Below are 14726 nucleotides of genomic sequence, written 5' to 3'. Positions count from 1 at the left end.
AGGCTTAAAAATGCAAAGTCCAATTTTTCTCGTCCATTCATGATTTGACGATCAGCAATTCCCCCCGTCCGTCCACCGCAACATCGCCAGCATGGCGCAGGGGTAATGCGTGTTCGTCGAGCGTTGAAAAAGGCGCGATCTCGCGCGCGAGCATGCGCGTGAAAAGCCGCCAGAACACCTCGAAACCGTGGCCGCCTTCGACGAACGTCGGCCCGATGCGTGAGGGCGTGCGCATCAGCAATACCGTGCCGCGCCGCATGCCATAACCCAAGTGTGCGCCGACTTCGCCGCCCACGCAGACCGTGCCCGCGATCATGCGCGATGCCGCGAACGCCCCGGCATCGCCACCGACCAGCACGGTGCCGCGCCGCATGCGGTCCGCGAGCCGCTCGCCTGCGTGGCCGTGGATCGTGAGCGTGCCGCCTGACATGCCTTCCATGTCGCCGGGCAGCGCACCTGCGGCGAAATCGCCTGCATTGCCTTGAATCGTCATGCGGCCGCCTTGCATCTCGCACGCGGCGAAAAGCCCGGCATTGCCTTGTATGTTCAACGCGCCGCCGGCCATGTTCATTCCCGCGTAATCGCCGGCGTCGCCGTGAATCGTGAGCGTGCCTTCGGTCATGCGTGCGCCGATGCGGTCGAGCCAGCGTGCATCGCCTTCGATGGTGAGCGAAGGTGTTTCAGCGTCTTGCTGCGTGATATCGAAGAAATCGCCCAGCGCGCAGGTCTCGCCTTCACCTTGTAGCACGATATGCGGCAGCGCCTGCGAAGATGAAGCCGCCAACTGCGTGGGCAGTAAATTCGACGCATCTACCCTGAAATAAGGGGTATTTCTTACGCGCAAGGTCGTGGCGTTCATGCGCGGCTCCCGTCGATCTTCGCAGCCAGTTCGTGCAGCTTGAAGTGGTACGGTCCGAGCTTGCCGCCATAGTTTCCGGCGGAGATGCGCAGCACGCCGTTTAACGAAGCTGCTTCGATACCGGCTGTCATGGCTGCGCCGACGTCGGCATCGGTGAGACCGTCGATTACGATTTCAAGCACGCACGCCACATCGGATGTGAGTTCGCTTTTCTTCGACAAGCCTATTAACGTGGGACAAAACGCATCATTGGTCGATGCCGTCGCGCCCGCATACTTCGAGCCGATCTTCGAACCCGAGCGCACCACGCCGCCCGGAAACGGCGTGATGATGTTCGGTAAGCGATGCATCGCGGTGACGGCGGCTTCGGCCGCTTGCAATGCGCCGTCCATATCGCGTGCAAGGAACAACAAGTTGCCGCCGCCGACCGCCTTCACGGTCGCGGTCGTTTCCTCGCAGACGAACTCGCCGTCCATGACCGGTACGCGCCAGTAACGCGTGCCGTCTAGCACTTTCGATATCTGAAAGCCGTCGCCGAAGTAGCGCAGGCCTGCGCCGAGCGGTGCATCGTCGGAGAGCGGCGCGCGGCTCGTCGCGCGGTCGATGCCGCCATACACGGCCGTGGTCGGACACGTCAACACGCATTGACCAACGCGTCGCGCGATTTGCTTCGCCAGTTCCTTCGACGATACCGCGAACATCAACACGGATACGCCCGGTCTGCCGTCGGGTGTTTCATCGCCGGACAGGTCGCGTTCGATGCCCGCTTCGCAGCCGCAATCGATCACCGATGTCGCAAAGCCTGTAAGCGATGTCGCCGCATTCCGCGCCCACGTCGATGTATGCGCGGTGATGATGAGGCGCGTTGCCTTCATCGGAAAGGCTTCAGCGAAGGTATCGTCGATCTGCGTGCCGTTGATCAGCATGTCGCTCACCTCGCTGACGTGGCGAAGCACGCCACGGGCAACAACCGGCCGCCGTTGCAGCACGCGCAGATTTCGTCGTCGCTGATGGCGGCGTTTTCGAAACGGCTGGCGAGATTGGCTTCGGTGAACGCGCGCACACGCTGTTCGATCGCGCGGTCGTAATCCGGCATGACGTAATGAATACCGCCGTTGGGCGTCTTGAGCAAGGTGCGGTCGCGCGCGATTAGTTCGCCATCCTTGAAAACATAAGCGGGCGATGTGAACATGCGCTCGCGGTCGGCGTCGTCGCGATACACGGCGATATCCGCCGCCGCGCCCGCGCCGAGATGGCCGCGATCCGTGAGTCCGAGCAAACGCGCGGGCCCGGCGCGCGTGATGATCGCGATGTCGTACAGCGAGAACTCTCGCGTGATCTCGCTCAAGGCGCTGGCGGTCTTCGCTTCCGCGTGCAACGTGTCGAGTTGCGCGTCGCGAAAGGACTTGTCCATCAAAAGCCGAATGAGATGCGGATAACTTGTGAACGGTGCGCCGTTCGGATGATCGGTCGTCATGGACACGCGCCACGGATCATCCACGAGCAGGAAAATTTCGAGCCCGATGACCCATTGCAGCGCATTCACATAGATTTGCTCGCGATATTTGAATGGCACGATGCCGCAGCCTGCATCGCACTCGATATCGCCGAGTATCCACTTACGCGGATTCGCGAGCGGCGCGTTCTTGAACTGCATCATCGTGTCGCCGGATGCCGTGACCGTTTGCCCGAACATGATCTGACCGACATCGATGGTGACATTGGGCCTTGCATTGACAGCTTCCGCAATCGCTCGGGCTCCTGAAGAAAATTTGCGCGGACCTTCGGTGCCATAGCTATGAAACTGAATATGCGTGAGATGAACGGGCAGGCCTTCGGCGGCATCCATCGTCTTGATGGTCGATTCGATATTGCCCGGCACGCCAAGATTGCTCGCATGCACATGCAGCGGATGCGGCACGCGCAGATCGGTGAGCGCGCGCGTGAGCGTTCTCAATACATCGCGTGGCGTGATGCCGTAATGCACGTGCTTTTCATCGACATCGAGCGAACGTTGATTGAATTTGAACGCCGAGATGCCGCCCGGATTCACGACCTTTACGCCAAGCGCCTTGCTTGCATTGATGGTCCAGCCGACGTAATCGCGCATGCGTTCGAAGTCTTCCTGCGCGGCGAGCATTTGCAGAAAGAGTTCGTCGTTGCCCATCATCACGTAGGCGCCGTGATCGATGATCGGCGTGTCGCCCATTTCCAGATGCGCGTGACGTGCGTTGGAGGCGATCATCGCCGGTTCGAACGCGGCGGTGTAGCCCATTTCCGCATAGCGATAGCCGGTGGCGAAGGTGCCGGGCGTGCAAGTGCCGCACGAAGGCAGCCGCATATAGCGGCCTTCGTTTGGACGCTCGGGCACGGCGCGCGGATCGTTGCGATGATCTTCCGGCAACAGCAGCCGCGAGAGATTCGTCTTGCCGCCGCCGATATGCGAATGCAGATCGATGCCGCCTGCCATCACGATCATGCCATTTGCGTCGAAGTCCTGATCGATGGTTTCGTTGCGCACGTCCTCTGCTGCGACGATGCGGCCATCGCGGATATGAATGTCGCGTTGCTCACCGTTCACCTTGTTCGCGGGATCGTAGAGCGTGCCGCCACGCAGGCGCGTCAAGGTCATGGCGTCCTCCTGCGTTGGCTCAGTTCATCGGCGATGGCGGCGACGGTCGGGAGGCTTGTCGTGCGTGCGGCGGTGAGTGGGGCGACCACGGAGGTATCCATGCGGAACAGATGGGCGTCGTGGTCCATGCCGGGTGTCGCAACGGGGATGAATACCGTCGGGCCTTTGCGTGCGTGCAGCGTCGTGTTCGCGTGGCCGAGGATAATCAGCGGTGTTTCATCATCGAGCGATGCGGGTAGGGGTTCGGGCAGGAAGCTCGATACCCATAGAAGCGCATCGATACGATTTTCTTTGATGAGCGTTTCCGTGCGATAGCGGTGCGCGTCGTGATCGAGCGGCATGCCGTAGGCGATGCGTGTGCGCAATGGAAAGCCCGAGCGCCATGTGATGGTTTGATTGACGGTGAGCGCACCGTCGTCGCCGGTGAGCGCAAGGGCGCCTGCGCGCACAGTGCGGTTCAGCGCTTTCACGATGCGGTGGATTGCTTCTATGGCTAGCGCCGGTTGAGTGGTTTTCAGCGCTGCTGGCTCATAGATCAATGCGGTGTATTTCGCGGCGTTGATGCGGTCGTTCAGGGTCTTTAGCGCGTTCGTTGTTTCGTTTGCTTGCGCCGGGGCTTGGTTGGCTTCGGTTAGTGCGGACCATATCGACAGAATATCGAGTGGGTCGGTGTCTTCCAGTATTGACTCGGTTTCGGCTTTGCGGCCTACGGAGATCAGCTTGACGTCGCGTGAGGGCGAGATCGTGCGTTCGTAGAAGCGCGGGTATTTGTCGGTCGGATTGCAGGCGAAGACGATGATCAGGTCTGCGCGGGAGCGTATCTCCGATAGTGTTGTGAATAGCGCGCCGCGGTCTTGTAGCGCGAAGGTGCTGGCGGCGAGCACGTCGCCGTTTAGGTGGTCGAGGATTGCGTTGCTTGCTGCGGCCAGATCGTATAGGGATCTTGTGCCGGAAACGTCGGTGGTCAGGCCGCTGAAAAGCGGATGTTTTGCGGTTCTTAATATCTGCGAGGCGTGGGTTAACGCTTCGCTTTGGGTTGTTTTTTGGCCGTTTATTTCTGGGCTTCTGGGGTGGGTCGTTTGTGCGTTTAATGCCGCTGTTCGGCGTGGGCACGGGGTCGCGGTTGCCTCAAAGGGTATCGCGATGTCGTCGCATAGCAAGGGGCAGAATGGACAGGTCCAGGGTTTTGCTTCCACTTTTAAGGTGGCGGATTGGTTGGACTCGGGCATGGTCGTGGGGTGGAGCAAGGTCTATGCCGGATTTTTGGGTTTTGGGGTTTGATCTTCGTGCAAGGGGCTTCTCTTGTTTGTTTGGTTTATTCAGTAGCCGCCTCCCCGGCGGGGGGGTAACTTTCTTTGCTGCTGCAAAGAAAGTCACCAAAGAAAGCAGCTTTTTACCCCATGCACGATGGCTGGAGAGGGTTGGTCTGGATTAATGGATACCGTGGCCGCAATAGGACGTTCCACGTATAACAAGCCGCTTAGGCAACCTAGCGATTACGCGCTCGAATCCTTTTACCTAAGTGGACCGCAGTCATGCTTTCGGCCATGCGCTGCGCGCGCCGAGAGCTTGAGAACGGAATCCCGCAGCCTATCAGCGCCCAGCCACCTCACGCTTCCCCGCAAGATTGCTATTTGGCCCTACCTTGATAAGCACTTCGGCGAAAGGCCTAAAGCCAACGATGTGCACGCTCCATCGAAGCGCTAACTGAGGTAGTGCCCAATGGGGCGGGTGCGATGGGGTTTGATGAGGCTGGGCACTTATAGGCTGCGGGATTCCGTTCTTAAGTTCTCGGCGCGCGCAGCGCATGGCCGAAAGAATGAATGCGGACCACTAAAGCCTAAGGATTCGAGCGCGCAATCGCAAGGTTGCCCAAGCGCCTAGCCGACCAAGTGACGTCCTATTGCGGCCACTGTATCGTTAATTCAGATCACCCTCTCCAGCCATCGTGCCTGGGGTAAAAAGCTGCTTTCTTTGGTGACTTTCTTTGCAGCAGCAAAGAAAGTTACCCCCCCGCCGGGGAGGCGGCTACTGCAATAAAGACACAACCAAGAGAAGCCCCTTGCCCGAAGAAACTGCTCCCAAATGAAACACACTGTCACCCAGTGAACACCCCAGTGGAACAGACCCTTCCCAACCAATTACACCACCCCCGCCCGAAACAGAAAGCAAAGAAAGCGATGGCACAGATATTGAGTAAAGGACCGTAGAAGCGCAGCTAAAAAACCAGCCCTTTGTGCAAAGCCGAAGCCACAAGCCACCCTTCAGCCCCACTAAGCTCCCCTTGGAGAAGATCATTTTGATCCCGCACGCCGCCAGCGCCAAAGAAGCGAACATCCTGCGCAAAGGCACAAGCGCGCACATCGCCAAATGTCAAAAGATCCGGCCCGGAAGCACCCCCCACGCGATCAAGCGTCATAACGATAACCCGAGAAGGCCAGAGCGCAGCATCGACCAGCCCCAATCCACGCCCCAACCGAAAATCGAGCGAAAGAATGGGATCGAAGCCCTCGTCGCACGCCTGAGCGATCGCATGAACATCACGCAGAGATTCGGTGCCGAACACCGGCACAACGGTAGCAGCACCATCACCAACAAGCGCCCCAATCCGGCGCAAACAATCCCGCATGGAAGCGAAATCGGCAAACCCGGCATCGAGCCACAAAGAAACCCCAGCGCCAAGCGCATCACAAAGAGCGGCAAGCAAAACCGCATGACCCATACGCCCCAGAATCGCATCGAGATCCGCGACATACAACACATCCGAATGTGTCACCGACATCAACCCCCGCGCGACGGATAAAGGCTCGCTCGTCGCGCACAGCGTCGACCGGACAGGAAGGTAGCGCGAACGCTCACCGCGCACCGCGTGCACCGCATGTCCGTCGAGCAGATCGAGAACGGGTATTACCTGCATGGATGGCTTTCCTTTGACCAAGATCTTCGTATTCGAGTATCTCACCGGCGGCGGCATCGATCCCGATGTTGCGGCAAGCGGCAGCGGCAGTCTCGCCGACCTCTCCGCGCTGATCGTCGAAGGCCGCGTGATGCGCGATGCCATCGCCGCCGACCTGCGCGCGCTGCCAGGCGTCACGGTCAGCATAGCGACGTCGCGCTTCGAACAGCACGCCAACGATGCCACACATCGCCGCGCCGACCCCGGCGAACCCGTCACGCGCTTCGTCGCACGCATGGCGCGCGAGCACGATCATGCCTGCATCATCGCGCCGGAATGCGACGGCCTGTTGCTGCGTCTGCACGATGCAGTCGGCGCGGCACGCTGGCTCGGCTGCGCGAAAGAAGCGATCCGCGCGGCATCCAGCAAGAGCGCGACGGCGGAACGGCTCGCCGCGCACAACATCGCGACCACGCCCGCGCTCGATCCTGAAGACGCGATTGCAAGCATATCGAAGCGATGGGTCGTGAAGCCGGACGACGGCGCAGGCGGCCTCGATACCTATGTCTTCGACGACCTGCACGCCGCGCGCGCCGAATACACAGCCCGCGCAGAAGCAGGCCGAAGCCCCGTGCTTCAGGCGTGGATCGACGGCGAACCGCTGAGCGTGTCGCTGATTTGCGATGCCGAGGGCGCGCGCGTTGTAGCGATCAATCGTCAGCACATCGGCCTGTCGGGTGATGCCGCCATGAAGCAGCGCCCCCGCATCGTTCAATTCGATGGCGTGGAGGTGGATTGCATCGATCGTCACAGTCCGCAAGGGCGTGCGCTCGAACGGCTCGCGCTGCGCGTTGCGCAGGCGTTTCCGGGGCTGCGCGGGTTCGTCGGCATCGACATGGTGTGGCATCCGGCGCGCGGGCCGGTGGTCATCGAAGTGAATCCGCGCGTGACCGTGGCTTATGCGGAATTGTCGAAGCGCGGCGGGCGCAATCTCGCGGCGGACTTGCTCGCGGCGCACGGCGTGTCGGGTTTCGCGAATGATGCCTCGGCTCTGCGCGCCGCCGGAGGATCGGCATGACAAACCAGAAAGCGGAACATGAAAAGCCGACAGTCTTCGGCTGGGACGTCGGCGGCGCGCACGTCAAGGTGTCGATGACGAACCGCGCCGGCACGCTCGCCGATGTCGCGCAATGGGCGTGTCCGTTGTGGCAGGGCATGGCGCATCTCGAACGCGTGATCGACAGCGTGTTCGAACGCTGGCCGCATGCCGCCGATGCATCGGCGCGACATGCCGTCACCATGACCGGCGAGATGGTCGATCTGTTCGCGGACCGCGCGCAAGGCGTGTCGATGCTCGCGCGTCTGCTGGCGGCGCGGCTCGGGCCACGCACGTTGTTCTTCGCGGGCGGCGCGGACGAACCGCTGTGGCTCGCGCGCTCGGCGTGCGCGGAGAACTGGCGGCGCGTGGCATCGGCGAACTGGCTGGCGACGGCGCAATGGGTCGCGGCGTCCTTGCATGATGCAGTACTGATCGATATCGGCAGCACGACTACGGATATCGTGCCGATTGAAGGCGGCAAGGTCGTCGCGCGCGGCAACAATGACGCAGACCGGTTGATGACCGGCGAACTCGTTTATCAGGGCATCGTGCGCACGCCGTTATGCGGGATCGCGCATCGCATTGCGTTTCGCGGCGAAGTGACGGGCGTGATGAACGAATGGTTCGCGACGAGCGCCGATGTCTATCGTCTGACCGGAGAACTGCGCGCCGAACACGATCAGCATGCGAGCGCCGATAACGGTCCTAAAACCGAGGCCGCGAGCCGCGCGCGCATCGCCCGAATGATCGGACGCGATGCCGCCGAAGCCACCGATGCCGAGTGGCGGCTCTTTGCGCACGCCTGGCGCAGCGAGCAGTTGCGCACGCTGGAAACAAACCTCGCACGCATCTGCGCGCAGCATCCGGCGTTGGTCACCGCGCCGATCGTCGGAGCGGGCTGCGGGCGTTTTTTGGCGGCGGCACTCGCGCGGCAAGAGGCGCGCGGCTATGTCGATTTCGCGCGGCTGGCGGGCGTGGCAGGCAGCGAACACGCGGATGCCGAACGCGCCGAATGGGTATCGACGTGTGCGCCGAGCGTGGCCGTCGCGTTGCTCGCATCGATGGCGCAACCGCGTGCAACAGGCAACGGAACGCTTTCTTCAAACGATGCATCGCCGCGCGCCGCGTGATAGCCTGCGAAACATATCGGCGCCGCTGGAATGTCCCGGCGGCCGGACCGGATGAGGACGTGACCATGTGGGTGGTGAAGATCGGCGGCAGCCTGAGTCACGATCCGGGCTTGCGCGAATGGCTCATCAAGCTGTGGGAAGTGGGCGGCGGACGTGTCGTGATCGTGCCGGGTGGCGGCGATTTTGCGGACACGGTGCGGGAGTATCAGCGCGAATGGCGCTTCGACGATCTTGCTGCCCATAACATGTGTTTGCTTGCGATGGCGCAGTACGCCATTCTCATGCAGGGTGTGGTGCCGGAGTTGGTGCTTGCATCGAATGAGGAGCGTATTCGCCGTGCGTTGCGTGATGGGCGCGTGGCCGTGTGGGTGCCGACTGATTTGATGCGTACGACGCCCGATTCCATGACTAACTGGGATACCACATCCGATAGTCTTGCTGCGTGGTTATCGACTTCGCTCAACGCCGAACGTTTGTCGATCGTGAAGTCTTGTGATGTGGAGAAGGATGCTTCGCTTGAAGCGCTTGTTGCTAGTGGGGTGCTTGATTCGCGGTTCACGGCGCATGTGCGTGAGGCGAATTATGTGGTGGAAGTTTTGAATAAGGATGATCTTGCGGGTATGCGGGATCGGTTGCTTAATGTGATGGTTTGAGGTTTTTTTCTGTCGTGCAAGGGGCTGCTGTTGTTTGTTTGGTTTATTCAGTAGCCGCCTCCCCGGCGGGGGGGTAACTTTCTTTGCTGCTGCAAAGAAAGTCACCAAAGAAAGCAGCTTTTACCCCCATGCACGCTGGCTGGAAAGGGTGGTCTGAATTAACGATACAGTGGTCGCAATAGGACTTGCCACGCATAACATGCCGCTTAGGCAACCTGGCGATTGCACGCCCGAGCAATCAACCCTTAGTGGATCGCAGTCATTCATTCGGCCATGCGCTACGCGCGCCGAGAGCTTGAGAACCGAATCCCGCAGCCTATAAGCGCCCAGGCACATCACGCTTCTCCGCAAGATTGCTATTCGGCCCTACCTTGATTAGCACTTCGGTGAAAGGCCTAAGCCAATGATATGCACGTTTCATCGAAGCTCGAACTGAGGTAGGGCTCAATGGGGCGGGTGCGATGTGGCTTGATGAGGCTGGGCACTTATACGCTGCGGGGTTCCGTTCTCAGGTTCTCGGCGCGCGAAGCGCATGGCCGAAAGCATGAATGCGGTCCACTAAGAGAGAATTTTTGGAGCGCGTAATCGCTAGGTTGCCTAAGCGGCTCTATACGTGGAACGTCCTATTGCGGCCACTGCATCGTTTAATCCAGACCAACCCTCTCCAGCCATCGTGCATGGGTTAAAAAGCTGCTTTCTTTGGTGACTTTCTTTGCAGCAGCAAAGAAAGTTACCCCCCCGCCGGGGAGGCGGCTACTGCAATAAAGACACAATCAGCAGCAGCCCCTTGCACGACAGCACAACAACGCCAACTTTTAAACTCAAGCATCCATCACTTCCCGTTCCCCATGCAACGCACGCACCCACCGCGCCACGCGCAGCGGATCCAGCCGCCCCGCACGGCCTTCGCGCTCCCCACACAACGCCCCACGAAACCCAGCAATATCCGGCGCAAGCGCGCGAATCGCATCCAATTGCGCCCATCCCAAAGACCCGGCAAGCGCCGTCATCGTGCCCTTCGCGCGTGCGTCGCGGATGCACCCCGCAAGCGCCACCGCATCGACACAATCGAACAGCGTGCGGCCATCCTTCGACGCCGTATCGAAGACGATACCGACGAAACCAAGCTGCGTCGCCAACGCGGCAAGCGCACAATCCACGCCTACATCCGACAACAACACCGGCACCACGCGCGCGGGCAAATTCGCGAGATGCCGTAGACAAGCCTCAGCCCCCGCCCCCGGCGAGACACCAACCTTCACATAATCCACGCCCGCCGCCGCGACATCGAGCACCCGCGCGGTGATTTCATTGAGCGCGTCATTGGGCAGATCGCCGATGGTCGCACTGATCGGCCGCACCGCATAACGCGCACGCAACGCAAGCACGATACGCGCGATCTCGCCCGACTCGACGCCGCCAAGCGCACCCGCGCCCGGTTCCTTCAGATCGATCAGTTCGGCGCCGGCCTGCGCGGCATCGAATGCTTCGTCGGCCGAGCGGACGCTCGCGAGCAATGCGGTCATCGTGATGCTCCGGAAATGAATCAGGGTTGTGCTCGCGCGTCGGCACGATGCCGCGCGATAGCTTGCAACAGCCATTGCCATGCTTCGCGTTCCGCATCGCCCGCAGTCTTGTCGATGGCAATCTGCAAATACGCGACTTCGCTATCGACCTTTTCCGCCGGCAGCATGAACAAACGACTCACGAGAATCGCGCCTTCGACCACAGCGTTTTGCGCACGATTGAAGCCATGAAAAGGCGCATGCGTTTCGCGATGCACGCATTCCATTCGCAACGTGGGACGCGTGTCGTCATCAAGCACTTCCGTCAGACGCAACTCCGTATGCGCGAGCGTTGTCGCAAGCCGCACGCTCGGTACCGTCGATGCCACGACCGTTGGCCAATCACGCGCAACGCCCGTCACGCAGCCCGCAAAGACACGCACATCGGTCGTGAAATTGACGACCGCGCTTCTCGTGGCAAGCACGTTGTCGAGCGTGGTGGAAGGCCTGAATGGCGCGAGGATGGCAAAGCCGTTCTCAAAACGAACGCCCATCGGCGCGATATGCGGTCGTCCTTCGCGGCTCGATGTCGTGACGATCGTTTCGTGAATCATGGTCCGGTGCGCCTGCCGAACATGAAATGAATCCGCACGAAGCCGCACCGATGATGCGGTTTCGTGCGGGTCTGCCGCTCAGCGCGTGGCGATGTACATCGTGATTTCAAAGCCGAAACGCATATCGGTGAAGCTGGGCGTGGTCCATTGCATGAGCGTGACTCCGTGATTTAAAGGTGTTTCCTGCTGATGCCGAAAGAAGACCGGCCTGTACTTCATGCAAGCGCCGTGCCCGATGAACGGCACGACCGTGCATGCAGGCAGTGTGACAGAAACGCAGCAAAGTGTTCCATCGAGTGTGCGTTGCAGGGCTAAGGGTGAACACCCACTAAGGGATCGCTTAGGGACGCGCAAGTAATTCGTGAATTCCTTTCCATCGATGCCGCGCTTACTCTGAATTCACAGCAGGGCCACGAAGCGCGAACGTCGAACTCACTCACACTGTCGAGGAAACGGAATGAACGACTTCAGCAAGGCCGCCGTCGAGGCGGCGCGCAACCCGTCCGATCCGCGCTCGCGCTATGCGGCCGGCGTCATGAAGTATCGCGAGATGGGTTATTGGCAGCCGGATTACGTGCCTAAGGATACGGATGTCATCGCGCTGTTTCGAATCACGCCGCAAGCGGGCGTTGAGCCGGAGGAAGCGGCGGCGGCTGTTGCGGGTGAATCGTCTACTGCGACGTGGACGGTCGTGTGGACCGATCGGCTGACCGCGTGCGATATGTACCGGGCGAAGGCGTATCGATGCGAACCCGTGCCGAATGCGCGTTCCGACGAGCTGCAATACTTCGCGTATATCGCTTACGACCTCGATCTGTTCGAGGAAGGATCGGTGGCGAATCTCACGGCATCGATCATTGGGAATGTGTTCGGGTTCAAGCCTTTAAAAGCACTGCGGCTGGAAGACATGCGCATTCCGGTGGCGTATCTCAAGACCTTTCAGGGGCCGCCTACCGGAATCATTGTGGAGCGTGAGCGGCTTGATAAGTATGGACGTCCTTTGCTGGGTGCGACGGTGAAGCCCAAGCTGGGTTTGTCGGGCAAGAACTACGGACGCGTTGTGTACGAAGGCTTGAAAGGTGGTCTGGATTTTCTTAAGGATGACGAAAACATCAATTCGCAAGCCTTCATGCATTGGCGTGATCGCTATCTCTTTGCGATGGAAGCCGTGGCGCGCGCGCAGGCCGAAACCGGTGAGATGAAAGGACACTATCTCAACGTGACCGCTGGCACGATGGAGGACATGTATGAACGCGCCGAGTTCGCGAAAGAACTGGGCTCGTGCATCGTGATGATCGATCTCGTGATCGGCTGGACCGCCATTCAGTCGATGTCGAAGTGGGCGCGCAGGAACGACATGATTCTGCATCTGCATCGTGCGGGACATGGCACGTACACGCGGCAGCGCAATCATGGTATTTCGTTTCGCGTGATTGCAAAGTGGCTGCGGATGGCGGGCGTCGATCATGCACATGCGGGCACGGCGGTGGGCAAGCTCGAAGGCGATCCGATGGCGGTTCAGGGCTATTACAACGTGCTGCGCGAAGCGCGCAACGAGCCGGACCTGGCGCGTGGCATCTTCTTCGATCAACCGTGGGCGGGATTGCGCAAGGTGATGCCGGTGGCCTCGGGCGGCATTCACGCGGGACAGATGCATCAGTTGCTCGACCTCTTTGGCGACGATGCGATCCTTCAGTTCGGCGGCGGTACCATCGGGCATCCGCAAGGCATTCAGGCGGGGGCGACGGCCAATCGCGTGGCGCTCGAAGCGATGGTCAAGGCACGTAACGAAGGGCGCGACATAGCGAACGAAGGACTCGATATTCTCGATGCCGCCGCGCGTTCCTGCACGCCGTTGCGTCAGGCGCTCGAAACGTGGCGTGATGTGACGTTCAATTACGCATCGACGGATACGCCTGACTATGCGGTCACGGCAACGCCCGCTTGAATTTAATTTCATAAGGATGACAAATGAACCTGACACAAGGAACATTCTCTTTCCTTCCGCCGTTGACTGACGAGGAAATCTCCTCGCAGATCGGTTACGCGCTGGAGCAGGGCTGGGCGTGCTCGGTCGAATACACCGACGATCCGCATCCGCGCAACACGTATTGGGAAATGTGGGGATTGCCCATGTTCGACCTGCACGATGCAGCCGGCGTGATGATAGAAGTGAACGCATGCCGCAAGACTTATCCGCGTCATTACATCAAGATCAATGCGTTCGATTCGGTGCGCGGTTTTGAGACCATGCGGTTGTCGTTCATCGTCAATCGTCCCGACGACGAGAAAGGATTTCGCCTCGAACGTCAGGATGATCGCAACCGCGTGCAGCGTTATTCCATTCGCACATATGCCACCGACCGGCCCGGCGGCGATCGCTATTGAAACCAACGCGGAGAGACACGATGAATGCCGAAGCCACGCTCGTCGAGGAAGCGCCGCGCACGCACGCGGACCTGCTCGCGCTGTATCGCGATTCGCGCATCGGCGAAGTGCTCGCGGAGTTGGACCGCGATCTTGTCGGACTCGCGCCCGTCAAGACGCGTATTCGCGAGATCGCCGCGCATCTGCTGGTCGAGCGGGCGCGCGACACGCTTGGACTCGCGAGCGGTGCGCCGACGTTGCATATGTGCTTCTCCGGCAATCCGGGCACGGGCAAGACCACGGTCGCGTTACGCATGGCGCAGGTGTTGCATCGGCTCGGCTATATACGACGCAATCACCTTGTCTCGGTGACGCGTGACGATCTGGTGGGGCAGTACATCGGACACACTGCGCCCAAGACGCGTGAAGTGCTCAAGCGTGCGATGGGCGGCGTGTTGTTCATCGACGAAGCCTACTACTTATATCGCCCCGAGAACGAGCGTGATTATGGTCAGGAAGCCATAGAAATCTTGCTTCAGACGATGGAGAACCAGCGCGACGATCTCGTTGTGATACTCGCGGGTTATGAATCGCGCATGGAGACGTTTTTCCGCAGCAATCCCGGCTTTCGCTCGCGGATCGCGCATCACATTGCCTTTCCGGATTACGCGCCCGATGAGCTGATGCAGATCGCCACGCACATGCTGCGCGTCATGCATTACCGCTTCGACGATGAAGCGCGCGACGCGTTCGAAGCGTATCTCGCGCGACGCATTCTTCAGCCGAACTTCGCCAATGCGCGTTCGGTACGCAATGCGCTGGACCGTGCGCGGTTGCGTCAGGCGAACCGCTTGTTCGCGGCGGCGGAAAAAGGCAGCGGCCCCGCAGACGCCGAAGCACTCATGCAACTCGATGCGAGCGACATTCGCGCGAGCCGTGTTTTCACCGAAGCACCAGCGCAAGGAGCGTGA

General features: G+C 60.3%; 14 protein-coding genes. 6 read left to right on the top strand and 8 right to left on the bottom strand.

All coding sequences use genetic code 11. The features are described from left to right. Positions 1-37 precede the first annotated feature (37 nt). The 5 genes from ACZCWR_RS22210 to ACZCWR_RS22190 all read right to left on the bottom strand — a co-directional run bounded on the left by ACZCWR_RS22210 (position 38) and on the right by ACZCWR_RS22190 (position 6408). Positions 38-859: a formylmethanofuran dehydrogenase subunit C gene (locus ACZCWR_RS22210; RefSeq protein WP_487303775.1), complete on the bottom strand. Its 822-nt coding sequence runs from the start codon at positions 857-859 to the stop codon at positions 38-40. Continuing rightward, complete coding sequence (fhcD, locus tag ACZCWR_RS22205) at positions 856-1785, bottom strand: formylmethanofuran--tetrahydromethanopterin N-formyltransferase (protein WP_487303774.1); 930 nt, start codon at positions 1783-1785, stop codon at positions 856-858. The genes ACZCWR_RS22210 and fhcD overlap by 4 nt, the downstream gene beginning before the upstream one ends. A gap of 5 nt (positions 1786-1790) precedes the next feature. Continuing rightward, positions 1791-3491, bottom strand: coding sequence for a formylmethanofuran dehydrogenase subunit A (locus tag ACZCWR_RS22200; protein WP_487303773.1), 1701 nt, complete (start codon positions 3489-3491; stop codon positions 1791-1793). Beyond that, a complete protein-coding gene (locus ACZCWR_RS22195) occupies positions 3488-4720 on the bottom strand; it encodes a molybdopterin-binding domain-containing protein (protein ID WP_487303772.1) in 1233 nt (410 codons plus the stop codon). Before ACZCWR_RS22195 ends, ACZCWR_RS22200 begins: the two co-directional genes overlap by 4 nt. 989 nt (positions 4721-5709) lie before the next feature. Then, positions 5710-6408: a HisA/HisF-related TIM barrel protein gene (locus ACZCWR_RS22190; RefSeq protein ID WP_487303771.1), complete on the bottom strand. Its 699-nt coding sequence runs from the start codon at positions 6406-6408 to the stop codon at positions 5710-5712. Between the two features lie 13 nt (positions 6409-6421). Here ACZCWR_RS22190 and ACZCWR_RS22185 point away from each other — a divergent pair, with 13 nt between their 5' ends. The 3 genes from ACZCWR_RS22185 (at position 6422) to ACZCWR_RS22175 (ending at position 9269) form a co-directional block, all read left to right on the top strand. After that, on the top strand, positions 6422-7465 hold the full coding sequence (locus tag ACZCWR_RS22185; RefSeq protein WP_487303770.1) for an ATP-grasp domain-containing protein: 1044 nt from the start codon (positions 6422-6424) through the stop codon (positions 7463-7465). Then, positions 7462-8616: a hydantoinase/oxoprolinase family protein gene (locus ACZCWR_RS22180; protein WP_487303769.1), complete on the top strand. Its 1155-nt coding sequence runs from the start codon at positions 7462-7464 to the stop codon at positions 8614-8616. Before ACZCWR_RS22185 ends, ACZCWR_RS22180 begins: the two co-directional genes overlap by 4 nt. A 65-nt stretch (positions 8617-8681) precedes the next feature. Further along, a complete protein-coding gene (locus tag ACZCWR_RS22175; RefSeq protein WP_487304771.1) occupies positions 8682-9269 on the top strand; it encodes an amino acid kinase family protein in 588 nt (195 codons plus the stop codon). 821 nt (positions 9270-10090) lie between these two features. Here the strand turns inward: ACZCWR_RS22175 and ACZCWR_RS22170 are convergent. From ACZCWR_RS22170 to pqqA, 3 genes are all read right to left on the bottom strand, one after another. After that, the gene (locus ACZCWR_RS22170) at positions 10091-10795 is read right to left on the bottom strand and encodes a (5-formylfuran-3-yl)methyl phosphate synthase (RefSeq protein ID WP_487303768.1); all 705 of its coding nucleotides are present in this window, start codon (positions 10793-10795) and stop codon (positions 10091-10093) included. 20 nt (positions 10796-10815) lie between these two features. Beyond that, on the bottom strand, positions 10816-11388 hold the full coding sequence (locus ACZCWR_RS22165) for a DUF447 domain-containing protein (RefSeq protein ID WP_487303767.1): 573 nt from the start codon (positions 11386-11388) through the stop codon (positions 10816-10818). Positions 11389-11466: 78 nt separating this feature from the next. Further along, entirely contained in the window at positions 11467-11541 is a 75-nt protein-coding gene (gene pqqA, locus ACZCWR_RS22160) for a pyrroloquinoline quinone precursor peptide PqqA (protein WP_008354335.1), read from the bottom strand. A 304-nt stretch (positions 11542-11845) separates the two neighbouring features. Here pqqA and ACZCWR_RS22155 point away from each other — a divergent pair, with 304 nt between their 5' ends. From ACZCWR_RS22155 to cbbX, 3 genes are read left to right on the top strand one after another with little or no spacing between them, the layout of a single operon-like run. Further along, complete coding sequence (locus tag ACZCWR_RS22155; RefSeq protein WP_487303766.1) at positions 11846-13336, top strand: form I ribulose bisphosphate carboxylase large subunit; 1491 nt, start codon at positions 11846-11848, stop codon at positions 13334-13336. Between the two features lie 23 nt (positions 13337-13359). Further along, a complete protein-coding gene (locus ACZCWR_RS22150) occupies positions 13360-13776 on the top strand; it encodes a RuBisCO small subunit-like domain-containing protein (RefSeq protein ID WP_487303765.1) in 417 nt (138 codons plus the stop codon). 20 nt (positions 13777-13796) lie between these two features. Further along, entirely contained in the window at positions 13797-14726 is a 930-nt protein-coding gene (cbbX, locus tag ACZCWR_RS22145) for a CbbX protein (RefSeq protein ID WP_487303764.1), read from the top strand.

This window comes from Caballeronia sp. A2-2 (genome assembly GCF_057612605.2).
This window is presented reverse-complemented; position numbering and strand designations above follow the sequence as displayed.